The 23978-nt window shown below is 45.4% G+C and carries 18 protein-coding genes; 2 read left to right on the top strand and 16 right to left on the bottom strand.

Features of this window, described 5'->3' with window-relative positions:
* Positions 1–23: 23 nt before the first annotated feature.
* The 3 genes from addA to NSQ99_RS08390 all read right to left on the bottom strand — a co-directional run bounded on the left by addA (position 24) and on the right by NSQ99_RS08390 (position 8828).
* Positions 24–3917, bottom strand: coding sequence for a helicase-exonuclease AddAB subunit AddA (gene addA, locus NSQ99_RS08400; protein ID WP_340836162.1), 3894 nt, complete (start codon positions 3915–3917; stop codon positions 24–26).
* Positions 3896–7390 (bottom strand): helicase-exonuclease AddAB subunit AddB, encoded by a 3495-nt coding sequence (gene addB / locus NSQ99_RS08395; RefSeq protein ID WP_340836161.1) that lies wholly within the window; start codon positions 7388–7390, stop codon positions 3896–3898. The genes addA and addB overlap by 22 nt, the downstream gene beginning before the upstream one ends.
* A gap of 82 nt (positions 7391–7472) precedes the next feature.
* On the bottom strand, positions 7473–8828 hold the full coding sequence (locus tag NSQ99_RS08390) for a class I SAM-dependent rRNA methyltransferase (RefSeq protein ID WP_340836160.1): 1356 nt from the start codon (positions 8826–8828) through the stop codon (positions 7473–7475).
* A gap of 132 nt (positions 8829–8960) precedes the next feature.
* Here NSQ99_RS08390 and NSQ99_RS08385 point away from each other — a divergent pair, with 132 nt between their 5' ends.
* Entirely contained in the window at positions 8961–9932 is a 972-nt protein-coding gene (locus NSQ99_RS08385; RefSeq protein ID WP_340836158.1) for a Na/Pi cotransporter family protein, read from the top strand.
* 84 nt (positions 9933–10016) lie between these two features.
* On the opposite strand, the gene mtaB is transcribed toward NSQ99_RS08385, so the two are convergent.
* From mtaB to NSQ99_RS08350, 7 genes are all read right to left on the bottom strand, one after another.
* Complete coding sequence (gene mtaB / locus NSQ99_RS08380) at positions 10017–11393, bottom strand: tRNA (N(6)-L-threonylcarbamoyladenosine(37)-C(2))-methylthiotransferase MtaB (protein ID WP_251666765.1); 1377 nt, start codon at positions 11391–11393, stop codon at positions 10017–10019.
* A gap of 4 nt (positions 11394–11397) precedes the next feature.
* Entirely contained in the window at positions 11398–12183 is a 786-nt protein-coding gene (locus tag NSQ99_RS08375; protein ID WP_251666766.1) for an RsmE family RNA methyltransferase, read from the bottom strand.
* Positions 12184–12246: 63 nt separating this feature from the next.
* Positions 12247–12918, bottom strand: a complete 672-nt coding sequence (locus NSQ99_RS08370) for a site-2 protease family protein (RefSeq protein WP_340836157.1) — start codon at positions 12916–12918, stop codon at positions 12247–12249.
* Complete coding sequence (gene prmA, locus NSQ99_RS08365) at positions 12919–13899, bottom strand: 50S ribosomal protein L11 methyltransferase (protein WP_340836156.1); 981 nt, start codon at positions 13897–13899, stop codon at positions 12919–12921.
* A 185-nt stretch (positions 13900–14084) separates the two neighbouring features.
* Positions 14085–15347, bottom strand: coding sequence for a group II intron reverse transcriptase/maturase (gene ltrA / locus NSQ99_RS08360; RefSeq protein ID WP_340836153.1), 1263 nt, complete (start codon positions 15345–15347; stop codon positions 14085–14087).
* A gap of 163 nt (positions 15348–15510) precedes the next feature.
* The gene (locus NSQ99_RS08355) at positions 15511–15684 is read right to left on the bottom strand and encodes a hypothetical protein (RefSeq protein WP_251671621.1); all 174 of its coding nucleotides are present in this window, start codon (positions 15682–15684) and stop codon (positions 15511–15513) included.
* A 322-nt stretch (positions 15685–16006) separates the two neighbouring features.
* Positions 16007–16174 (bottom strand): YfhD family protein, encoded by a 168-nt coding sequence (locus NSQ99_RS08350; protein ID WP_251666772.1) that lies wholly within the window; start codon positions 16172–16174, stop codon positions 16007–16009.
* Positions 16175–16386: 212 nt separating this feature from the next.
* Between NSQ99_RS08350 and NSQ99_RS08345 the strand changes: the two genes are divergently transcribed.
* Positions 16387–16866, top strand: coding sequence for a DinB family protein (locus NSQ99_RS08345; RefSeq protein ID WP_340836152.1), 480 nt, complete (start codon positions 16387–16389; stop codon positions 16864–16866).
* Positions 16867–17272: 406 nt separating this feature from the next.
* Here NSQ99_RS08345 and dnaJ read toward each other — a convergent pair whose 3' ends face one another.
* The 6 genes from dnaJ to hemW form a co-directional block, all read right to left on the bottom strand.
* On the bottom strand, positions 17273–18400 hold the full coding sequence (dnaJ, locus tag NSQ99_RS08340; protein ID WP_251670560.1) for a molecular chaperone DnaJ: 1128 nt from the start codon (positions 18398–18400) through the stop codon (positions 17273–17275).
* A gap of 89 nt (positions 18401–18489) precedes the next feature.
* Positions 18490–20325, bottom strand: a complete 1836-nt coding sequence (gene dnaK / locus NSQ99_RS08335) for a molecular chaperone DnaK (protein ID WP_340836151.1) — start codon at positions 20323–20325, stop codon at positions 18490–18492.
* A gap of 113 nt (positions 20326–20438) precedes the next feature.
* Complete coding sequence (grpE, locus tag NSQ99_RS08330; RefSeq protein ID WP_251670550.1) at positions 20439–21032, bottom strand: nucleotide exchange factor GrpE; 594 nt, start codon at positions 21030–21032, stop codon at positions 20439–20441.
* 27 nt (positions 21033–21059) lie between these two features.
* Entirely contained in the window at positions 21060–22094 is a 1035-nt protein-coding gene (gene hrcA / locus NSQ99_RS08325) for a heat-inducible transcriptional repressor HrcA (protein ID WP_340836150.1), read from the bottom strand.
* A 137-nt stretch (positions 22095–22231) separates the two neighbouring features.
* Positions 22232–22702 (bottom strand): N-acetyltransferase, encoded by a 471-nt coding sequence (locus NSQ99_RS08320; protein ID WP_251670546.1) that lies wholly within the window; start codon positions 22700–22702, stop codon positions 22232–22234.
* Between the two features lie 96 nt (positions 22703–22798).
* Positions 22799–23959: a radical SAM family heme chaperone HemW gene (gene hemW / locus NSQ99_RS08315; protein WP_340836148.1), complete on the bottom strand. Its 1161-nt coding sequence runs from the start codon at positions 23957–23959 to the stop codon at positions 22799–22801.
* Positions 23960–23978 lie beyond the last annotated feature (19 nt).

Below are 23978 nucleotides of genomic sequence, written 5' to 3'. Positions count from 1 at the left end.
CTCCAGCTATGAAATTATTACCATTATAACCGAACAGAGACACCGCCATCAAAGAAAAAGACGTAGATTTCATCAACTTTACGGTGAAGGATCATTTCCAAGCCTCTTGCATACATTTCAAGCTGGAATCGATGCTCCTCCGCTTTCTGCTCCCAGTTGTTTCGATAGATGCGATCAGTCTTATAATCGACGAGTACGAGTCCTTGCGAGTCCTCAAATAAGCAGTCAATAACCCCTTGGATAAATACATCCTCATCCGCACTATAGCCAGCCTTATCACGATACACATCTACAGCTGGCAGCAAAAATGCGAACGGCAGCTCCCGCTTCAGCCATGCAGCAAACTGGATGCGCTGACCGAGCTCTGATTGGAACAGCTGTTCAATCGCCTTAACATGGATCGCCTGCTGCTGCAGCGGTGTAATCATACGTCGTGCAACCATTCCATCAATTGTTTCTTTGATGACAGACTCATTAATAACAATGGCTTGATCGAGCGGAATACACTGCATCACAAGATGGTTCACAGAACCCCGTTCCGTTGGTGTAAGCTGCTTCTGCTCCATGAATGCAGGGCGCTGAAGATGCAGCGTATAGGAAGCATCTGCCTGCTGCGTTTGAACTTCAAAAGCTTCCTGTGCTTCTTCTGCTTCGTGTGCTTCAGATCCCTTCTGTTTATCGCCAGTACCATTGCCTTCAGCTGACGCAAACATATAGTCATCGCTTTCTTCTTCCTCGAACGCTGAGCGCATCCGTTTCATTTCCGTAATAGATGCCTTGGAGCCTAATCTCGTCGCTTCCTCGTACGGATAACGATATTCCAGCTGCATACGTAGCTGTTCATCAGGTTCTATGCCCTCTAGCTGAGCAAGTGCTTGAATTGCGCGAAGTCGATCCTGTCGCTCAAGCTCACTTTCTGCTTTTGCTTCTTCTGCTTCTACCTTGACAACGGACAGCTCAGCTGCAGGTATGGCTTCTACGATCCAGCCGTCAGCCGTATGACACTCCCTGTTTGTAGGTTCAGCCATCATCGATTGCTCCAGGCTTGTACTAATCAGCGGACCAATCCAATCAAGGTAACATGCAGCTGCTGCAACGCTTGCCTCTGTTAATGAACCGTCCTCTTCTGAGGCAAAGCTCCACTTCATTAGCTTCTTGCTAAGCTTAGCGGTTGTGCCAACTAAATACAGCTTCTCTTTCGGCCGCGTCAGTGCAACATACAAGATACGCATTTCCTCAGCGAGCAGCTCCATCTTCATCGCTCGTTTGATTGCGATATGAGTTAATGATGGGTAACTCGTTCTTAACGCGAGGTCTACATACTTGGGACCGAAGCCGAGCTCCTTGTGGTACAGGAAGCTGGAGGTCAAGTCCTGCTCATTAAACTTCTTGCCTAGCCCAGCTGCGAATACGACCGGAAATTCAAGTCCTTTGCTCGCATGCGTCGTCATTATTCGAACGACATCCTCGCCTTCGCCAATCGCAAGCGCAGTACCAAGATCATTGCCGCTAGCACGCATGCGCTCAATAAACTTCAAAAAGCGGAACAAGCCGCGAAACGAAGTCGCCTCATACTGCCTAGCACGATCGTGCAAGGCACGCAGGTTCGCTTGACGCTGTACACCCGCAGGTAACCCACCAACGAAGTCGTAGTAGCCGGTTTCCTCATAGATTAACCATAACAAATCAGCAAGTGCGCCTTCTCGTGCATAATTGCGCCACTGATCCAGCTTCTCAAGAAAATATGAAAGCTTCATTCTTCCTTCGAAGGAGAACTCCTCATTCCCTGCAGCAAGAACGACAGCATCGTAAAAGCTTGCATCCATTGCTAAGATTCGTATAAGCGAAAGCTCTTCTGCGGTAAGCTTGAACAACGGAGAGCGCAGCGCTCCTGCAAGTGGTATATCCTGATAAGGGTTATCAATAATTTGCAGCACGCTTAGCATCGTCTGCACTTCTACCGCTTCAAAATATCCGCTGCCAATGCTGGAGTAAGCCGGAATATCAGCCTTTTGCAGCTCCTCTAGAAACACAGGAGCCCAAGCTGATGTTGCCCTAAGCAGTATCACTGTGTCTCGCCACTGCATTGGGCGATAACGCGCCTGCTTGGCATCATAGACGAGTGCACCGTCCTGTTTAAGCCGCTGTAGCTCGGTCACGATCACCTTCGCTTCGAGCTGCGCTGTGTTCAGCTCCTCACGCAGCTGCTCTGCCTGCTGCTGGTTATCTTCCACTTCCTCTACAGCAACCTCATAATCAGCCTCACGATCCTCTCGGTCGATCACGATGCACTGCACGCGGCACTGTGCCAATGATTCCGGAGGGGGAAAGTACGCTGCACCATGTACCAGCTCTGCCGATTCGTCATAGGTTAGCTCAGCTACCTTCTCCTTCATAATGGCTCTGAATACCTTATTAACGGCGTCCACGACCTCTAGCCTGCTTCGGAAGTTTCGAGCTAGGTCAATTCGCTTACCAGCATAAGGGTCGGGATCTAAAGTTCGTCCATAGCGCTTATATTTATCTAGAAAAAGTCCTGGGTCGGCTAAGCGGAAGCGATAAATGCTTTGCTTAACATCGCCAACCATAAAGCGATTACCGACATCCCTTCTGCTAATTAGTGCAACAATCGTCTCTTGAACTAAGTTCGTATCCTGATATTCATCAAGTAATATCTCTTCAAATTGCCGCTGATAGTCCATTGCTGCCTGCGACGGAATGAGCTCATCCTGAGAGGAGCGCGGATCAAGCAATATCGCTAGGCAATAATGCTCAAGATCACCAAAGTCCAGCAATCCCTTCGCTCGTTTCTGCTGCTCGAACGCATGACTAAAGTCAATAATGAGCGCAACGAGCGCATCCATCAATGGTGCAAGGGACATAAGCTCCTGTGCGTATTGCTCAGGAGTTCTACCGAAATAGTCTGAGGCAATGCTAAGCACAGCTGCTTTCCCTTGTTCACGGTAGTCCTTGGCCAGCTCCTGCAGCTCCTTGTCATGCTCCTTGCCGCGTAATGCGGCCAGCTTCGAGAACTCAATTTGTTCAAAGCATGTACCCCATTCTCGCCAAGGCAGCTGACGCAGCTGAGCGATAAGACGCTTTACAAGCTCAATATCACTTTCAAATGTTGATGCATAGGCATATGGGCCAGCAGGCTTTCGTGTGAGCTCCAGCGCTTGCTGAAAGCTTGCAATAGCTCCCTCCAGCTTTAGCTCCACATCACCAATAAGCTGTGCTACCCATGCTGATTGCTCAAGCTCATCTACACTTCCTATACGAAATGCTTCTGCTGTCTCCTTTAACCACTGCTCAGGCCAAGGATGGGAACGTGAGAACAAATACAACCGTTCCACGAGACCAAATACAGGATCATCGCCACGCTCGCCCCCAAATGCATCTACGAGCATTAAGAAATCACCGTATTGCTCAAGCTTCGCGTATCTTTCCTCAAACAGCTCACTTAGCACATCACTTCGAATGAGCTCAATCTCGGTTTCGTTCGCGATTCGGAAGCCTGGATCAAGCTCGATAAGCGAGTAATATTTGCGAATAACATCCATACAAAAAGAATGGAGTGTCGTAATCGTCGCTTTTCCCATCAATGCAAGCTGCCTGCGGAGGTGATCGGAGTCTGGCTGTTCTTCCAGCTTCCGCTCAAGTGCAATTTTAATCCGATCCTTCATCTCTGCCGCTGCAGCGTTTGTAAAGGTTGCAACGAGCAAACGGTCTACATCTGTGCTTGAGGCAATTTTGCGTATAATGCGCTCAACGAGCACCGCTGTTTTACCTGACCCTGCCGCTGCTGCAACGAGCAAATTGGAGCCTTCAGAAACGATCGCATCTAGCTGCTCATCGCTCCAAGCTGGTGCTGTGTTCAATTGTCCACTCATTTCCTTCACTCTCCCAACTGCTGCCATACATCCTGCTCTGATTTCTTGGAAAGCTTGCGATACGTATTACCTTCCAGTGTAGGATCAAACTGGCACACTGCTTTATATTCACAATATTGGCAAGGTGTACGATCTCCGTGCTGATAAGGCTCGATGGAGACACAGCCTTCTTGGATCTGATCACCTGTTCTTTTTATTTTAGAACGTACGAAGCTACTTAGCTGCTCCCATTGCTCATAGCTAACAACGGACGCACTTGAATAGAAGCTCTCGTCTTTCTTAAGTGCGACGGGAATAATTTGCGAGTAGCCGCTTTCCAGCTCCGTATCCATCATCCGCACTGCCGTTGTATCTGCCGTTAGCAGCCCCTTCATCTTATAACGCTTCAGCATTAACGCTGAGGCCTCATCATGACCTACTCCATTCTTCACCTGAAGCAGCGGATTGTGCACATGAAAATATAGTACGCCAGCGGGCGATACCTTTTGCTTTAGCCAGCTTTCCCCATGCGTCATTAGCACATCCAAATAAGTCAGCATTTGCAGGGATAAACCCTCAACTACCTCTTCAAGCTTCAACGCCTTGCTGCTAGACTTATAGTCCATCACTCGTAGCAGCAACCCATCTCCAGTAGATGCGGCATCGACACGATCAATTCGTCCAACGATCTCAATCGTATTTCCGTTATCAAGCTCAAGCTTTAGTCCTGGCATGACGCCTTTCGGACCAAAGTCTATCTCGGCACCAACCGGATGAAACTCAGCTCGTGCGGCATGCTCCCCGAGAATGACAGCAGCCTGCATAATAATCTCCTTCAGCTTGCGCGCAATATAGCGGAATCGCTCGCTGCTCAGCAAAATTTCGGATTGCAGCCTCGGAATTAGCTCATCCACAATTTCATTCACGTGTTGCTTCACCTTTTGCTGAGATAATCGTCCCCAGCTGGCTCCAAGCTGACCTGCAAGCTTGCCAAGCGCAGCATGGAACAGTTGACCCATATCTGGCGCATCTAGCTTGTATTGCTTTCTTTCCTTCAGGCGCAGGCCATATATGGAGAAATGCTGGAATGGACACGATACGAAGCGTTCAACGCGGGATACACTCATCCGCATATTCGCCCCATACAGCTCCCTCGCAATATCAATGCTTAGTGGCTGCTCCACATTGCTATAATCTAACGATAGAAGCAGCGATTGTAGCTTAGCAGCATATTCAGGCCGTGCAGCGTACCAGTTAAACAAATCCCACCATAGCTCTGGTAGCTCATCACCCGATTGCCACTGTCTTAGCATATTAATCAAATACGTCATCGCAGTGTTCGGATGGGTTAGAAATTGTCTCTGATCCTCCATGCTCATCTCAAGCTTTGGCTCCACAAGAGTAGACTTTAGTACAGCATGCGGCAGCTGGTATCGAAGCTGGCGAATAACCTCTGAGGGCAGCATACCTTTCCCCTCTTCATCAGCAAGCGGATAGCTCAGCGTAAGGCGATCAGATGCCTTAGTAAGCATTTGATAGATAACAAACCGCTCATCAAGCAGCTTGCGACGAGCACTAGGCGCCATCCTTATTCCTTGCTCCTGTAGCTGCTCCCGCTCATCCTCCGAAAGAATCCCATCCTCATTCATGCGCATCGGCAGTACGCCATCAGACACACCAAGCACGAACACTGACTTGACGTTTGCAAGCCTCGAGCGCTCTAGAGTACCTACGACAACACCATCTAAGCTAGGCGGTATCGAAGCTAACGACAGCGCATCAAGACCAGCCTCTAGCATACCCATGAATAAGGCAGGAGTAACGAGCTCGTCGCCTGCAAGCTCAACGAGCTCGTCCAGCACGCTAATGACATTCGACCACAGCTGACGATGCGTACGCGCCATAAGCAAATTGCCTCGCTCCTGCTCCTTCATGCTCCAAGCCTCTAGACGCTGAGCTGCACCTGTAATATCTAACAGCTCATAAAGCGCAATACACATATCCTTCACCGTTGCAGATGAGGAATGAAGCTTTTTTCCGAATGCTTCAAGCGGTGGAACGATTCTATTTCTTGCAGCTAGAGAGATTGCTAGCTGCTCCTTCGCTTGCTCAGAGACAAAATAAGCAGTATCCTCCTCTTCATCAAGGGATACCTGAGCCATTGGGCGCCATGTACGTTCATCGAGCCATTTCCAGCCATTAATTCCTGTTGCCAGCACATAGTTTTCTAATATATCAAACCATTCGCGCGGCATAGAATCATCATGCGGAAAAAGCATCTCTGTCTTAATTAGGCGGAATACCGCATCGTATTGCCAGCCGTGTACGGTCGTTTCCAGCGCAGCACGAATAAACTCCACGAACGGATGGTATAAGGTCTTCTGCTTTTGATCCATAAACACAGGAATCTCGTATTGCTTAAATATTAACTCTATATAATCGCTATAATCTGCTAGATTACGAACAAGAATAGCGACATCACGCCAGCGATACCCATCATCTCTGACCTGTTTAATAAGCTCTCTTGCTAGTCCTTCCACCTCAACCCTTCGGTTGGCAGCAGCATGAAGTGTAACGCTGCTTTCTTCATTGTCAGCAGGTTCATAGCGTCTTCGCTTTCCGTAGAACTGCTCTAAGAAGGAGAGCTCTTTATTGCCCGAGAAACGTCCATTGCTTCCATCAAGAATAAGCGGTGCCTCTACCTCAATACCATAATGCTCTGCAAGCTGTAGAATCGTTTGATAGGTTTCCGCTGTTTGATAGAATAGATTCAGCTCATCAAGCGGTTCATCCAGCTCGTAATGTCGATCAAGCGTCAACGCGATCGTAACATCATCGCAATGAGCAAGGAGCGCACCTAGTGCTTCATATTCGGTCGGAGTTAGACCGTGAAAGCCGTCCACCCACAGCTTAAAGCCCTTCATCGATTGCGCTTCTGGCAGGCCGCTAACGAGCATTGATAAATAATCCTCTGCATCGACATATTTATTCGCAAGCTCACGCTCCATCATCCTATAGAGCAAGGCGAGATCGTGAAGCTTCTTCTGTAATATACCAGTGCTCTCTTCTGACTGTGGTGCTAGCTGATCAGCTAGCACAGAAATGTCTTCCGCAGCAATGCCATATCGCTTCCATTCCGTAAGCATGCTATTCAACCGTTCGATGAATCCAGCCTGAAGCTCACTAGATCGGAAGAGCTGCAGCTCCTCCGCATAGCGATGCACCAGCTTATAGAGCAGCATTTGCTTACCAGTATCGGTTATGGGAACAAGAGCCGTTCCGCCCGTTTCCTGCATGACGCGAAATGCCAGTCGTCGAAAGCTTAATGCCTGGGCACGAAGCATTCCCTTAAGCTCACTGTTTGTCAGCAGCTCATACTCCATCTGAAACGATGCCTGCTCGGGTGTTAGCAGAATAAGGGGAGGACCGATCGGCGCACTGCGCAGCTCCTGTCTAATTTGCTCAAGGCAGGTTGTCGTTTTCCCGCTTCCTGCTCTCCCAAGAATAAATTTAATCGACATGACGCTTCCCCCTTTCCATTGCTTGGTTCTGTAATAATCTTGATTCTATTATTCGAATACATCGCGTACATAGCGAGATGTATTATCGTTTCGAGGTTACTTCAAATATGGCAAACTTCAAATAATGGCTTTCATTCACACCTAGAATTTGTGGATGGTCCTTGCCAGCAGCACGCCATTCAATAAGACGCAGCAGCTTACCTGCATCCTTCGCTGCATCCGCTATAGCCTCCAAAAACAGCTCTGGGCGCATATGATAGGAGCAGCTCGCCGTAACAAGATAACCGCCCTCGTTTACGAGCTTCAGCCCTTGCAGGTTGATGTCTTTATAGCCGCGCTTTGCACCTTCTACAGCTGAGCGTGTTTTGGCAAATGCGGGAGGATCAAGAATGACGACATCCCATGTGCGTCCTTCCTGTACTAATTTTTTCGACGTATCAACCGCACCGATGGCACGAAGTCTACGCTCCTCTAGGCCGCTCACTTGATCTCGCAAATAACGGAATGCATCCGCTACAACGAATTCAACTCGATCAGTGAAGCCATTTCGCTCCACATTACGCTTAGCTGTCTCAATGGCATGCTCTGATACGTCTAAGCAGGTCACCTTTTTAGCTCCATACTTGCAAGCATGCAGCGTAAAGCTGCCTGTATGAGCAAAGCATTCCAGCACAGTGGCGCCATCCCAGAAAGGGAAGGTTACCTCTTTGCCATTACGATTGACTGGTGCCTTCCGACCATCCTCCAGTGTCTGCAGCTTAATTCCGCTGCGTTCACCCCATCCCGTCATTAACGGCTCAATCGAAGCACGGTTCTCACGCTGGTCAAAGAAATAGCCTGTTTTTTGCCCCTGTACGATATCGACCTCCATCTGTAGGCCATTCTCAACGATATCAACGATTGAAGGACATTCGCCGTACAATACGCCTGTACGCTCCTCTAAGCCTTCAAGCTTGCGTACACCGACATCGCTGCGCTCATAAATCCCAGCAGGCTCGAACACCTCAATGAGCGCCTCTAGCAATGCATCTCGGTGCTTATCCATCCCGAGCGTTAGAATTTGCAGTACAAGCACATCAGCAAACCGATCCACAATGAGTCCAGGCAAAAAATCTGCTTCGCCATATACAAGGCGACAATCACGGTCGGCAACGAATCGATCACGGTGCTGCTTGCAGCGCTGCAGCCGCTCAACGAAAAAGGCTTCGTCCATCGCTTTAATCGGTGTATAGCTAATAATTCGAACTGTAATTTGTGAAGCTGGGTTCCAATAGCCTGATGCTAGATATTTTCCTTGATTCGTCACAACATCAACGATTGATCCTGGCTCTGCATCAGAACGATTGATGCTATCGATTTCGCTTGCGTACACCCATGGATGTCCTTCTTCGATTCGTTTTTTTCGTGCTTTAATTAAGGTTACCTTAGCGTTTTCCATATTGTACCTTCCTTGTATTTGATTAAGCCTCGATGGCTATTCGCTATCTTTATGCTCTGCTTAATCATGCTCGTCCTTATCTCTGCATAGCTATAGATAAGGACGAGCATGAAATGGAAAGGAGAAGTCATAATGTTTATAAGTATAGCGCTCCCAAGCCTACTCGGCTTTATTATATTTTTATGCGGTATGAAGCTAATGGAGCTTGCTTTATTTCGAATTGCGGGTCCGACTTTTTTAGGACTGCTGGAGCGGTCTACTCGAACGCCACTTCATGGATTACTGCTAGGCACGGCCAGTACTGCATTTTTACAAAGCAGCACTGCAGTAACTGCCTTATCTATAGGGCTTGTTAACAGTCGACTTCTTCCATTTTCCCGTACACTAGGCATTATCCTCGGCACGAATATCGGTACATGTCTAACGACAGAGCTCATTGGATTAAACATATTTCATCTAGCTAAGCCGATTATCGGAGTATCGTTTGTGCTCTGGACGATATCCACTTTACTTGCTGAGTATCGAATCATTCCTCTTCTAGCCGACTGGCGTGGCAACGCGATTATTCGCTCTGTATCTGTCGTCTTATTCGGGTTTGGTATGCTGCTGCTTGGTATTACCGTTATGCAAAGCATTGGACCAACACTAATGGAAACGAACATGTACCATTGGTTTGTTCAGCAATCGCAGACTACGCTGCTATGGGGTGTATTGACTGGAGCCGTGCTTACGGCTTGCTTTCATAGCAGCTCCGCAGTTATTGCCATGATTATGGGTATCGCAGCACTTGATGCGCTTCCGTTAGAGCTTTGTATCGCTATCGTTCTCGGCAGCAATATTGGCACGTGTGCAACCGCTATTCTTGCTTCTATCGGCGGTACGAGAGGCGGACAATTTGTCGCTCTTTCTCATTTACTGCTCAATATTGGTGGAGCGTTGCTTTTCTATCCATTCATTGATCTATTAGCTGCTGCTGTGCTGCTTACGACAGATTCGATCTCTTCTGCTATTGCTCATTCACAGACGCTTTTCAATGTCATTTGCTCAGTTATTGCGCTGCCGATCTGCTATCTAAAGTGGTTCTCTCGATTAGATCAAGTGTAGCATAACTCATTTGAAAGCAGGAGAGGATTCTACTGCATGCCAGCGGCACTGCAACAGAATCCTCTTACTTTTTTATTCAATCCATTATGCCTCAGCAGCAATACGTGGAATATGAACCTTTTTCAATGCAGGTGTTTGGCTATCCAACACACGCACTAGCTGTCCACGACATTCATTCACGCCAGCCTCCGTAATTTTCACACGGCAAAGCTGACCAATTAACTCCTCTGAGCCTTCAAATACGATAGAAATGTAATTGTCAGAGTAGCCCATAATATACCCATTGCCTTCGTTTCCTTTTTGCTCGCGCTCAGGAATAACGTCTAGCACCTCACCAACATAGCGCTTAGCATAATCAAGCTGCATCTTCTCGGAAAGCTCTATAAGCTTGTGAACACGCTCATGCTTCACTTCCTCATCAACTTGATCAGTCATACGCGCAGCAGGTGTACCAGTACGACGTGAATAAGGGAATACGTGCATTTCTGCAAAGCCGATCTCTTCCATAAAGCGATAGCCTTCCTCGAACATCTCATCCGTCTCTCCTGGGAACCCTACGATCACATCCGTTGTAATCGCGACACCCGGCATCGCTTCCTTGATTCGTCTAATTTTTTCAGCATATTGCTCCGTTGTATATTTACGTCTCATACGCTTCAGCACACTGTTTTCTCCTGCTTGAAGAGGAATATGCAGATGGCGGCACATTTTCGACGATTTGTTCAGCACCTCAATCATCGCGTCGTCAATTTGACTCGCTTCGATGGAGCTAATTCGAATGCGCTCCAGGCCTTCAACCTTATCCAGATCCCACAGCAGACGAGTTAGGTTATAATCCTCCATATCATCGCCATAGCCACCTGTATGAATTCCCGTTAGAACGATCTCCTTATAGCCAGATGCAACAAGCTGCTTAGCTTGCTCTACGACCGTTTGTGGATCACGACTGCGGGATAGGCCGCGAGACCAAGGAATAATACAGAACGTACAGAAGTTGTTGCAGCCTTCTTGAATTTTCAAAAATGCGCGTGTACGCTCCGTAAAGCTTGGAACATTAAGCTCCTCAAAATTACGAGTTTTCATAATGTTTCGCACAGCATTGACGGGCTGACGCTCGTCCTGAATTTGCTTCACATAGGTCATAATTTTGTCGCGATCCTGTGTACCGATTACGAGGTCAACACCTTCGATTGCCATAATTTCTGCGGGTGAAGTTTGCGCATAGCAGCCAGTAACCGCTATGATGGCATCTGGATTACGGCGAATCGCGCGTCGAATAATTTGACGAGACTTTTTGTCACCGGTATTCGTTACGGTACATGTATTAATTAAGTAAACATCTGCTGAGCTCGATTCAAAATCAACCTGCTCATAGCCAGACTCTTTAAACACTTGCCATATAGCTTCTGTATCATAAAAATTAACCTTACAACCTACTGTATAAAATGCGACCGTTGACATTAGGTCACACGCCTCCCATCTCGCCTGATTCATATAGTATGCAGGATAAACCAACCATTCCTGCCGTTTCTGCTCTCAATATTCGGCTGCCAAGTCCGATTAATAACGCCCCAGCTTCTTCAGCCTCCATAGCCTCACGCTCAGCAAAGCCACCTTCTGGTCCCGCAATAAGCAGTATGGAAGGATTGCTATTATCAGTGTTGACATTGCCAGCCTGCTTAAACTTCTGGAGCGCATCCTTTAAGCCGATGCCATGACCTTCATCTCCAGCACGCTCATAACAGAACAACGCTAAGTCATACGTTGGAATAAGCTTAAGCAGCTCCTTCCAGCTTTTTGGCTCCTGCAGCATCGGAATACGATCTCTATGACTTTGCTCTGCTGCTTCTTTTACGATTTTAGACCAGCGTTCCAGCCGTTTTGCTTCTTTTTTATGATCATACTGCACAATTACGCGCTCTGAGCTAAAAGGGATAAAGCCTGCTGCACCGATCTCTGTGCACTTTTGCATAATAAGCTCCATCTTATCCCCCTTGGGCAAACCTTGTGCGATCGTTACTCGCCAAGAGGCTTCAGCTCGCTGCGGCAGCTCTTCAACAATAGAGAGGGTAACGGATTTGCCCTCTACTTGCTCGATTCGTGCAATGACCGTACGGGACTCTCCATCACTTACAATCACCTCTGAGCCTTCCGTCATACGCATAACTCGAATGATATGGTGGGCATCATCATTATCGATTACAATATGATTGCCTTGAATTTGCTTTGCAGCAACAAAATATCTTTGCATAGTTGTCATTCCTTATAGGGTTAGTACCTATCTATTCTAGCATGTTTCATATTTTAGCATACTTTAAAATAATGCCATAAACCAATTAAAAATAAAGTGGGATAAATCCCAGCCAAATTGCAAAACAGGTGTTATCGTATATCTGCGCAGCGGTGGGATAAAGACTAGCAATAAGAAAATGATCGTTCCCCAATGCGCGTTCTGCTCCAGCTTATAGCGTGTTTGCCATGGTAATAGCTCTGCAACGATGCGATAACCATCCAATGGCGGCAATGGGATAAGATTAAAGACGAAAAGTAAAAAGCTAAAATAAATCATGTAATTAAAGAAAACCTCTAAAGCTCTAGTGACACCCTCTGACCCAGCAAATATCCATCCTGTTTTAATTAGCAATACATAAATGATGATTGAGATAATGCCGAGCAGCAAATTACTTAAAGGTCCTACAAGTGAAACAACGATACTCATTGCGCGAGGATTTTTGAACCTGCTAGCGCGAACAGGTACGGGCTTTGCCCAGCCGAACCCAGCAATAAGAATTAGAACAAAGCCTAAAATATCTAGATGTACAAATGGGTTAAGCGTGACACGGCCTTCTCTATAGGCCGTGTCGTCACCAAATTTATATGCAGCATAAGCATGAGCAAACTCATGAACGGAAAATTGGATTAGCAATACTAAGACGATAAAAGGTAGTACGTCTAAAGGAAATGCTAAAATCGAATTTAGATCCATTTACTCCACCTTCGGCTTGCGAGCCACAAATGCAAGCCAATCCTCATCTCTAAATTTATTCTCGATGATGAACCCGGCTGCCTGTAAAGCTTGTTCCACTACATCTTCTTTGTTTTTCCATATGCCTGAAGCGATATAGGTGCCGTCTGGCCTTAATGCTTCATACACGTCATCAATAAACAGCATAATGATCTCAGCTAAAATATTTGCCACTACAATGTCAACTGGCGGCTTTACCTTAAGCGCCTCTAGCTTGTCACTGTCTTGACGCAGAACACCAAGCAGATCACTTAAGTGAACATCGACGTTATCGGATAAACCATTCAAGCTAACGTTTTCTGTTGCACTTGAAACCGCAACAGGATCGAGATCAAGTGCAAGTACATGCTTTGCACCAAGCTTCATTGCGCCAATCGCAAGTACACCAGAACCTGTACCGACATCAATGACTTCCTCTCCACCCTTAATGACGTTTTCAAGCGTCTTAAGACATAACGAGGTCGTAGGATGCGTGCCTGTACCAAACGCCATCCCTGGGTCAAGCTCGATAATAAGCTCGCCATCTTCCGGCTCGTAATTTTCCCATGTCGGTTTAATCGTAATGCGGTCAGTTATGCGAATCGGATGAAAGTAATCCTTCCAAGCCGTCGCCCAATCTTCATCATCTACCTCAATATAGGAATATTCAACGTTTCCTGGATCAATGCCGAATTCATGCAAACCCTCAACTCGAGGCTTAATATTATGTATCAGCTGCTCCATGTCCGTCTCTTCAGAAAAGTACCCTTTTATGATGGCCTGACCCTCTGGAATATCATTAAGCGGTGTATCGTACCATTGACCAAAAGACGTATCACGAGGTTTGTTCAATGTACCAGACTCTTCGATTGATACGCCTCCTGCGCCAGACTCATGCAAAAAATTAGATATCATTTCCGTTGCAATTTCTGTTGTTGCAATCGTAATTTCATACCACTTCATTCATTACCCTCCGTTACTAACGTACACATTCAATAAGCCTAACTTCTATTGTACAACAGCAGCACGTTAATGACAAAGGGAAGCTATATTTTTTTGAGCCTTCCTCATGATCGAAATCGAGTAGGAGGGGGCGGCTAGCCCCCGTCCTCTCACACCACCGTGCATACCGTTCGGTACACGGCGGTTCATGTCATATTCCGCAAGTGATTATATCTGTCCGTTAAACTTCTCAGTCCAAGAGATGACCAATATTGGTTGTCTAGTGACCGATGAAGAATCGGGCTACATGCAATTCTCCAGTATTTCTTCCTCGAATTTCCCCATTCATGTGCCTTTTGTTTCGAAACGCCTAACGACAGCAGTTTTCTGACCTTTGTCTTCGGCTGCTTCCATTCTTTCCATATACACATTCGAAGCCTTCTTCTTATCCATTCGTCCAACCCTTGGAACACACTTTTCGTATCGGCTAATGCATAATAACCGCACCAACCTGTAAGATATTGATTGAGTTCCTTTATTCGTAGTTCGATCGGGATCGGCTCACTCCGAGAGGTGATCGCTTTAATCTTTGCTTTCACTCGATCTAGTGATGGCTTTGCGATCTTTATTCGCGGATTTTTCTTCTCCCAGCTGAACGTGAACCCTAGAAACTTGCGCTTCCATGGACGGGCAACCGCACTTTTCTCTCGGTTAACCTTCAATTTCAGTTTTCCTTCGATGAATGCAGTAATGGAGCTCATCACTCGTTGTCCTGCCTTCCACGTTTTCACGTAGATGTTGCAGTCGTCGGCATATCTCACGAAACGGAGGTTCCTCTTTTCCAGTTCCTTATCCAGCTCGTCTAGGACGATATTCGATAATAACGGACTAAGTGGACCTCCTTGCGGGGCTCCTTCCGTTGTCGATTGAACGAGACCACCTTCCATTACTCCCGCTTGCAGATAGCCGCGAATAAGTTTCAGCACCATTTTGTCTGTCACTCGTTCCGCCAGCTTTGCCATTAAGCGGTCGTGATGGATTCGGTCGAAGAATTTTTCCATGTCGATGTCTACCACAATGCGATATCCCTCTTCCATGTAGCTTCGCGCTTTCCTTACTGCATCATGCCCTCGCCGTTGTGGGCGAAATCCATAACTTTGCTCGGAAAACGTTGGGTCAAATACAGGCGTTAATACTTGGATGATTGCTTGCTGAATGAGGCGATCTGTCACCGTAGGTATGCCTAAGAGCCGAGTTCCACCGTTCGGTTTCGGGATTTCGACCCGACGGACTGGACTCGGTTCATAGGCTCCTTTCTTTATGCTTTCACGAATGGTTTGCCAATGTTGTACGAGGTGTCTGCGTAAATCTTTTACCGACATGCCATCTACGCCGTGGCTTCCTTTATTCGCTTCGACCCTCGCTAGCGCCGATAGCATATTTTCTCGTGACAGTATTTCTTCGATCATCCTTAGATACAACTCCCTTGCGTGAATGATTCTTTCTCTTTGTGCCGCTGATGAGCTCTGCCCTTCCGAGTACCCTCGCGTATTCACCGCTACTTTCCTCAGATAAGTCCTTTCGGATTGTCTGCTTTCATCGCCCATCCTCGAACGCCAAGATTCTTCATTCCTATTCCATGTTCGGTCCTTCCGCTAGCTGTTGCAACAGCCTGCGTACTATGACCTCTGCTGACTTCTGTACGTTCAGCTCGCCCTCGTGGGCAAGGTTACGAAGTTCACTTCGCATTCCGCACAGATCTCCCCAGGTAAGAACGCTATCTTCCTCTCCATCTATCTGCTTCATTTACTCTCGTACGCCTTCGGCAGTATGGACTTCAGTTTGTGCGGCAACTTCATCCAACGTACGCTAGCCTTGTATGAAGTTCGTGTCCCTCAGACCGGAGATTTGCCGCTGGCTTCCTTCAGATTCCATCTCGCGATGGACACCCTTGCCTTAAGCTATGGCTACTACTGCCTTCACCATTCGGGACTTGAACCCTAGAGATAGCGCCCATGCTGGGCACACCACAAAAGAGCAAACGGTTGAGTTTCCTCATTCCGTTTGCCCTTTTAGTTTAATGACCTTTCACTTCCGAACCGTATATTAGTACGATTGGAAAAGGTACTTATGGTTCCATTCTATTTTCAGTAAGAGAACGTGTCTTCTTTTTATGGTTCGCTTTAGTTGACGCTTCTTCATCAAATTGCTCAATAGCAAATTCTACGTCATCTTCCCAATCGACAGGCAAATCACCAAAATTCACTTTTTCCATTTCATTTTTTTCGTTGTACATACCGTCACCTCCAAAGGCATTATTCATACGGTAGTATTGCGAAATTATAAGCGTTGTATACCTATCTAATTAGATGTTCAATTATTATTGATTACAAGTTTTATTCACTAATGTTAATCGTTAGTGTTAGTTTTAGTAGATACCTGGGAGTAAAAAGAATATAATGAGAACATAAGTTCCTATTTTATTTAATAAATGTGGAGGTTTTCAATATGATTAACTTAGGCAATGATACAATTCATCGGTATAAAGAATTTATAGAGTGGACGGAAAAATTGCGTGATTTGGACGATAAAATTTGGTTAACTCCAATTTCCGAAGGGAAAGCAACAGTCTCCGAAATTGTTTCCCATCTTCTAAATTGGGATAATTACCTCATCAATACGATTATCCCTGCTATTAAAAATGGCAAAGGAATGGTCTTTCCAGACTTCAATTCGTTCAACCAAAAAGCCTATGAATATGCCTATTCGGGCATTTCAAAAAATAGTTTGCTCGAAGAATTCAAGCAAACACGTCTTAAGTTAATCGAGATACTGCTTACAGAACCAGACGTTGCCGTCAAACACGTGACCGTAAACGGCGTAGAAAATTGTCCACATACAAGCACTCCCTACTCATTGCTTTACATAATCTACGAGTTTATAGAACATGACAACCATCATAAGAATCAAATTTTATCTGTAATTTGATTTTATTTCAATTCTAAGACCCACACATTTGAGAATGATATTACCGTTTTTTATAGTCGTAGGCAACAACGACACTTACTTACTCTATAGAAATGCCACGTTTCCGTTTTTTTTATTTTCATGTCCAACTTTGCGATCACGGTAGGTTCCATTTCGTTTTATATGACCTACAGTGTACGATCATAAAAAAACCGAGCTATACCTAGAAGAAGTTTGCAGCTCTGTTGTTGGTCTTCAACTAACAACAGAGCTGCAATTGCAATTCTAAGGTATATCTCGGTTTATATTCATTGAGCTTCAAGCGAACATACTTTTAATAAAGCGACCCTCATTCCGCAGGAATGTTCGAGCATATTAAAAGAATGTGAGCACCGAATGTTCGAGCGTATTAAAAGTATGTGAGCCTCTATTCGCCGCGGAACGCTTTCTTCATTCTTTCAAAGATCGATTCATGATGCTCTTCCGTTGCAGCAACGGCTTGATTACCCAACCCACCTAACTGACGAAGCAGATCCTTCTGTTCTTCTGTAAGGTTTGTAGGTGTTACAACTGTAACCTTGACATGCTGATCGCCGTTTCCTCCGCCTCTTAGCTTTGGTACGCCTTTACCTTTTAGACGGAAGTACTTCCCTGTTTGCGTGCCAGCTGGAATTTTCATTCTCACTCGCTCAGTCAAGGTCGGTACTTCAATATCATCGCCAAGTGCTGCTTGTGCGAACGTAATTGGAACCTCTACGTAAATATCATCGCCTTCACGATCGAAGAATTCGTGAGATTTTACGCGCAGCACGATATAGAGGTCACCAGCAGGTCCACCGTTTTTACCGCCTTCACCTTCACCGCTAATACGAATTTGTTGACCGTCATCTACACCAGCTGGAATGTTCACCTTAATGCGACGCTGCTTTCTTAGACGACCATTTCCGTGACATGTTCCGCATTTATCGGTAATCATCTTACCAGTACCACGGCAGCTTTGACATACACGACGGTTAGCAATGCGACCAAATGGTGTATTTTGCACAACTTCCTGCTGCCCAGAACCATGACATGTCGAGCAAACCTTTGGAGACGTGCCAGGCTTAGCACCTGTACCACGACAAGTATCACAGTTCTCCTCACGAGGAATTGTGACCTCTGTTTCTTTACCAAATGCCGCTTCAACAAATTCAATCGTCATCGTATATTGCAGATCCTTACCACGTTGAGGCGCGTTCGGATCACGCTGGCGACCACCGCCACCGAAAAACATATCAAATATATCACCAAATCCACCAAAGTCAGCGCCACCTGCGCCTCCCATACCTTGATTCGGATCAATATGACCATAACGATCGTACGTGTCACGTTTGCCATCATCGCTTAACACGTCATATGCTTCTTTGACTTCTTTAAATTTATCCTCAGCATCTGCAGCCTTGTTGACGTCAGGATGATATTGTCGAGCGAGCTTACGGTAAGCTTTTTTAATATCATCACCAGATGCATCCTTACTTACCCCAAGCACCTCATAATAATCTCGCTTTTCAGCCAATTGATCTCACCTCCCATTACCTTTTTACAACATGACAAGCGAAAGGTCAAAGACCGGAATAACCCGCTTTGACCTTTCATAGCTAATTATTACTTGTTGTTGTTATCATCGACAACTTCGTAATCAGCGTCTACAACATCATCCTTACCTGGTGCTGCATCCGCTCCCTCAGCGCCACCTGCCTGCGCTTGCTGTGCCTGCTCATACAGCTTAGTGGAAAGCTGCTGAACGATCGCAGTCAATTCTTCTGTTGCGGATTTAATTTGATCAATGTCGTCTGTTGCAGCTGCAGATTTCAGTTTTTCTTTCGCTTCATTCGCTTTATCTACTTCCGCTGCATCAACTTTGCCTTCTAGGTCTTTTAACGTTTTTTCTGTTTGGTATACAAGCTGATCTGCATTGTTTTTCGCTTCAACAAGCTCTTTGCGCTTCGCATCTTGTTCTGCATGCAGCTCGGCTTCCTTCATCATTTTATCGATTTCTTCGTCACTTAAGCCGCTAGATGAAGTAATTGTAATATTTTGGCTTTTTCCAGTGCCTTTATCCATCGCAGATACGTTAACGATACCGTTCGCATCAATATCGAATTTAACTTCGATTTGAGGTACGCCACGTGGTGCTGGTGGAATATCATTTAGCTGGAAGCGACCTAATGTTTTATTGTCAGCAGCCATGGAGCGCTCACCTTGAAGCACGTGAATTTCAACGCCTGGCTGATTATCTGCATACGTGGAGAAGATTTGCGCTTTACTTGTAGGGATCGTTGTATTACGCTCGATCATTTTCGTAAATACGCCACCCGCTGTTTCGATACCAAGTGATAGCGGAGTTACGTCAAGAAGAACGACATCCTTAACATCACCCGTTAACACACCCGCTTGAACTGCGGCACCTAGTGCGACAACCTCGTCCGGGTTAACTCCTTTGTGTGGTTCTTTACCAGTTAGCTTTTTAACTGCATCTTGAACTGCAGGAATACGAGTTGATCCACCAACAAGAACAATTTTATCGATTTCGCTTGTAGAAAGTCCTGCATCTTTCAATGCTTGGCGAGTTGGCACCATCGTGCGCTCTACAAGATCAGCAGAAAGCTCCTCGAATTTAGCACGTGTTAGATTCATCTCTAAGTGAGCAGGTACACTGTCTACCATTGTAATAAACGGAAGAGAAATCGTCGTAGTTAAAACACCTGAAAGCTCTTTTTTAGCTTTTTCAGCTGCATCCTTTAGACGTTGAATAGCTGCCTTGTCCTTAGATAGGTCTACGCCGTTTTCTTTTTTGAATTCTGCAACAAGATAATCAATAATGACTTGGTCAAAGTCATCACCACCAAGCTTATTGTCGCCGCTTGTTGCTTTAACTTCAAAGAAACCATCGCCAAGCTCAAGGATAGATACGTCAAACGTACCACCACCAAGGTCATATACTAGAATTGTTTGATCCTCAGATTTTTCTAAGCCATATGCTAGTGCTGCTGCAGTCGGCTCATTGACGATACGAAGTACTTCAAGACCAGCGATTTTACCAGCATCTTTTGTAGCTTGACGCTGACTATCATTAAAGTATGCAGGAACAGTAATAACCGCTTGTGTAACCGGCTGACCAAGATATGCCTCAGCGTCTGATTTTAGTTTTTGCAGCGTAATCGCAGAAATCTCTTGTGGAGAATATTCTTTTCCGTCAATTACTTCTTTATGGTTTGTACCCATATGACGTTTAATGGACATGATTGTACGATCTGGGTTAGTAATCGCTTGACGTTTAGCTGTTTCACCAACGATACGCTCTCCGTCTTTTTTGAAGCCTACGACAGATGGAGTCGTACGACCGCCCTCTGGGTTAGGAATAACTACTGCCTCGCCGCCTTCCATAACAGCAACGCAGGAGTTTGTAGTACCAAGGTCAATACCAATAACTTTACTCATTTACGAATCCTCCTAAATTTATATCAATCTAATGAAGCATTGCGTATATCACAACGCTCATGATTTATTTTTAATCTTTAAGTATTCATTGCAGATTGAAGCAGGTAAGCAGCTTAGCCGCTTACTTTTACCATTGCAGGACGAATGACTTTATCCTTCAGCATGTAGCCTTTTTGTAACACTTCAACAACAATGCCTTCTTCATACTCATCAGTTTCAACCGTCATCACTGCTTGATGGAATTCTGGATTAAATGGTGTTCCAACTGGCTCCATCTCAGCAAGTCCTTCGGCTTCCATCGTGCTTTTCAGCTGGCGATAGATCATATCAAGACCTTTAGCTAATGCCTCAAAATCACCTGTCGCTTCAGAAGCAGCTAGTGCACGATCAAAGTTATCGATCGATGGAAGCAGATTTTCGATAAGCTTAGCAGAAGCATACTTTGCCAGCTCTTCTTTTTCTTTCTGTGTTCTTTTTCTGAAGTTATCATAATCAGCCTGAACACGTAACAGCTTGCTGTTCGCTTCCTCTAGCTGCTTATTCAATTGTTCTGCCACAGCCTCATCAGCTTGTGTAGTTTGATCAGCTTCCGCTGACATCGTTTCTTCTTCCTCTAGGGTTGTCTCCATCGCTTCCTCATGAGTATTCCCCTCAAGCTTTTGCTCCTCAAGGTCAACGAACTCATTGTTTTGCTCCTTCGTACTCACCCTGTCACCTCCTATATTTAGTGCGGCTTATTTGTTAAACCAACGCCCCAAAATAACACTCATATCTTTCGAGATAAAATCCAGATAAGAGATTACCTTGCCATACTCCATACGAGTCGGCCCTAGTATTCCAATTGTTCCAAGCACATCTCCATCGAGCTCATAGGTTGCAGTAATAAAGCTGCAATCTGCTATAGCTTGATGTGTATTTTCAGTACCTATACGAACACGGATACCTTGTGGTTGCGAGGAAAACAATTTCATAACCGTTGGAGTTTCCTCAAGCATATCTAGTATCATTTTAACTTTATCTACATCCTTGAATTCAGGCTGAATGAGCATATTCGTTGTTCCGCTCATAAAGACACGATGCTCGTCTCCCTGCTTTAATGCATCCTCGATAACATGAAGCAGTCCTTCGAAATGTCCGACATAACGCTCTAGCTCATGTCCGACTTCCGTATATAGCTTAGACTTCAGCTGTATTAACGGCACACCTGCCAGCTTAGCGTTCAAAATATTCGTTACTTGCTGCAGCTTATCCATAGACAATCCTGAAGGTATCGTTATGGTACGATTTTCAACATGCCCGGTATTGGTAACGATGATCGCTACTGCACTGTTGTCATTCAGTGGTACTAAGCCGAAATGCTTTAATGAATTAGTGAATAGCTCTGGTCCTAATAGTATGGATGTATAGTTCGTTAAGTTGGAAAGCACAAGCGCAGCATGCTGTATCACCTGCTCCATCCGGTTCAACTCATCAGTTAGAAAGGAACGGATTTTTGCTCTGTCGATCTCAATACCTAACTGTTCATTCCGATTAAGCAAATGATCAACATAATAGCGGTAGCCTAATGTAGAAGGAATACGACCAGCTGACGTATGCGGCTGCTCTAAATATCCGAGATCCTCAAGGTCCGCCATTTCATTTCTAATGGTAGCCGGACTATAACCGATGTCATCTCGCTTGGAAATGCTCCTAGATCCGACAGGTTCTGCTGATCGAATGTAATCATCTACAATTGCTTTTAGTATTAACCTTTGTCGCTCTGTTAGCATTTCATCATCCTCCATTCAATAGGTTTCATGCTTGTTCAACTTCGTTAGCACTCATTAACTTTGAGTGCTAATCATTAATACAAAAATACCAAATCGGCTAGATCATTGTCAAGTCGATTTGGTATCGTTCCGCGAAATTATCCTATTTTTTTCATGACCGCAATTTCGTCACAAGCATGGCGCTTTGGACAATTAACACAATCTGTCCAAACCTTCTCAGGAAAAATTTCTTTTTCCACAATCTCAAATCCATTCTTAACGAAGAAAGAAACTGCATAAGTGAGAGCCATGATTTTACTGATTTTTAATTCTTTCGCATTTTTTATAAGCTGTTCAACGATTAATCCACCGATCCCGTAGCCTTTATAGCCTTCAGACATGCCGAGCGAGCGAATTTCTACTAAATCCTCTCCCAGCTTCGTCAAAGCGCCGCAGCCTACAAACTGACCGTCAATTTCCGCAACAACAAACGTATCTATACTTCGTAGCAGTGCATCACGCGAGCGAGGCAGCATAATTCCTTTCTCCGCGTAGCCAGTAATTAACGTGTATAGTGATTCAACATCTTCTCTTGTTGCATTTCTACATAATACATTTAATGTTTTCACTGCTGCCTTCACCTCCGGGGTTGCACATGAACTAATAATTATTCAATCAATATGAATGAATATACATCAATCCACGAGTTTTTGCAATCCCAAAAATTACTCATCTGCTAAAAAAGCCGCGAACACCTCATTACCGAGTAATAGTCCTTGCTTCGTTAGTCGATAGATCGTATCTTGATCAGCGGGAATGCGTTCCATTAACCCCTGTTTGATTTGTCGTTCAATCATTTCGCCAAAATCAACTTCAAGCGTGGACTGTGGAAACTGCTCACTGTAGCGTGACGCCGTAACACCGTCTAACAGCCGCAGACCAACCATCATGAAGTCTTCCTTCGCTTCCTGTTCACTAATATCGTATTGCTCTAATCGAGGGAGTTTCGACTTGCAGGCATCGATATATGGCTGAACTCCTTTGATGTTCATATGACGCTGACGGTTCACATAGCCATGGGCTCCTGTGCCTAAACCATAGTATGGTTCATTGCGCCAATATGTGCTATTATGACGACTTTCATAGCCTGGCTTCGCAAAATTACTTATCTCATAATGCTTATAGCCTGCTTCTGTTATTCGGTCGATGAGGTGCAGATACATCTTGTACTCATCCTCCTCTGGAGGAAGCACTAGCTCATTGCGTTCATACAACCTGTGAAATAGTGTGTTTTCCTCGATCTTTAAGCTATAGAGGGAATAGTGTGGCAGGTCTAGCTCCAGCGCTTTTTGCACGCTCTCATCGAGCAGTTCTACCGTCTGCCCCGGAAGTCCAAACATGAGATCGATCGACATATTCGTAAAGCCTACTGCTCTTGCATTTTCTAAGCTACGATATACATCATCCACCTCATGGATTCTGCCAATTCTCTTCAGCAACTCATTATCGAAGGACTGTACACCAAAGCTAATTCGGTTAACTCCTCCGTCCTTCATTGCCTGCAGCTTATCGCGATCAGTTGTGCCAGGATTGGCCTCCATAGAAAACTCCACGTCATCCGCCAGTGGAAACCAGCGATGAACGGAGCTTAGAAACTTCTCCATCTGAGGTGGTGTAAGTACCGTAGGTGTACCACCTCCAACGAACACAGTTTTAATTTGCTTCGGCTTCCATTGCTCGGTTGTTAGTCGCATCTCTAGCTCTAATGCGTCCAAGTATTCATCAACAGGCTGACCCTTCAATATATAGGAAGTGAAATCACAATAGTGACACTTATTGGTGCAAAATGGGATATGAATATAGAGTGCCTCTGGAATCGGCTGCATTCATACTCCTCCTTTCGTA

Origin of the sequence: Paenibacillus sp. FSL W7-1287 (assembly GCF_038004245.1) — a bacterium.
Taxonomy (GTDB): domain Bacteria; phylum Bacillota; class Bacilli; order Paenibacillales; family Paenibacillaceae; genus Pristimantibacillus; species Pristimantibacillus camelliae.
This window is presented reverse-complemented; position numbering and strand designations above follow the sequence as displayed.

Excerpts from the sequence above, each read along its gene's own strand:
- NSQ99_RS08375 (WP_251666766.1), bottom strand. The coding sequence starts at position 12,183 with ATGCAAAGATATTTTGTTGCTGCAAAGCAAATTCAAGGCAATCATATT.
- ltrA (WP_340836153.1), bottom strand. The coding sequence starts at position 15,347 with ATGATCGAAGAAATACTGTCACGAGAAAATATGCTATCGGCGCTAGCG.
- hemW (WP_340836148.1), bottom strand. The coding sequence starts at position 23,959 with ATGCAGCCGATTCCAGAGGCACTCTATATTCATATCCCATTTTGCACC.
- prmA (WP_340836156.1), bottom strand. The coding sequence starts at position 13,899 with ATGAAGTGGTATGAAATTACGATTGCAACAACAGAAATTGCAACGGAA.
- NSQ99_RS08345 (WP_340836152.1), top strand. The coding sequence starts at position 16,387 with ATGATTAACTTAGGCAATGATACAATTCATCGGTATAAAGAATTTATA.
- mtaB (WP_251666765.1), bottom strand. The coding sequence starts at position 11,393 with ATGTCAACGGTCGCATTTTATACAGTAGGTTGTAAGGTTAATTTTTAT.
- NSQ99_RS08390 (WP_340836160.1), bottom strand. The coding sequence starts at position 8,828 with ATGGAAAACGCTAAGGTAACCTTAATTAAAGCACGAAAAAAACGAATC.
- hrcA (WP_340836150.1), bottom strand. The coding sequence starts at position 22,094 with ATGCTAACAGAGCGACAAAGGTTAATACTAAAAGCAATTGTAGATGAT.
- NSQ99_RS08370 (WP_340836157.1), bottom strand. The coding sequence starts at position 12,918 with ATGGATCTAAATTCGATTTTAGCATTTCCTTTAGACGTACTACCTTTT.
- addB (WP_340836161.1), bottom strand. The coding sequence starts at position 7,390 with ATGTCGATTAAATTTATTCTTGGGAGAGCAGGAAGCGGGAAAACGACA.
- dnaK (WP_340836151.1), bottom strand. The coding sequence starts at position 20,325 with ATGAGTAAAGTTATTGGTATTGACCTTGGTACTACAAACTCCTGCGTT.
- addA (WP_340836162.1), bottom strand. The coding sequence starts at position 3,917 with ATGGCAGCAGTTGGGAGAGTGAAGGAAATGAGTGGACAATTGAACACA.
- NSQ99_RS08350 (WP_251666772.1), bottom strand. The coding sequence starts at position 16,174 with ATGTACAACGAAAAAAATGAAATGGAAAAAGTGAATTTTGGTGATTTG.
- NSQ99_RS08355 (WP_251671621.1), bottom strand. The coding sequence starts at position 15,684 with ATGAAGCAGATAGATGGAGAGGAAGATAGCGTTCTTACCTGGGGAGAT.
- NSQ99_RS08385 (WP_340836158.1), top strand. The coding sequence starts at position 8,961 with ATGTTTATAAGTATAGCGCTCCCAAGCCTACTCGGCTTTATTATATTT.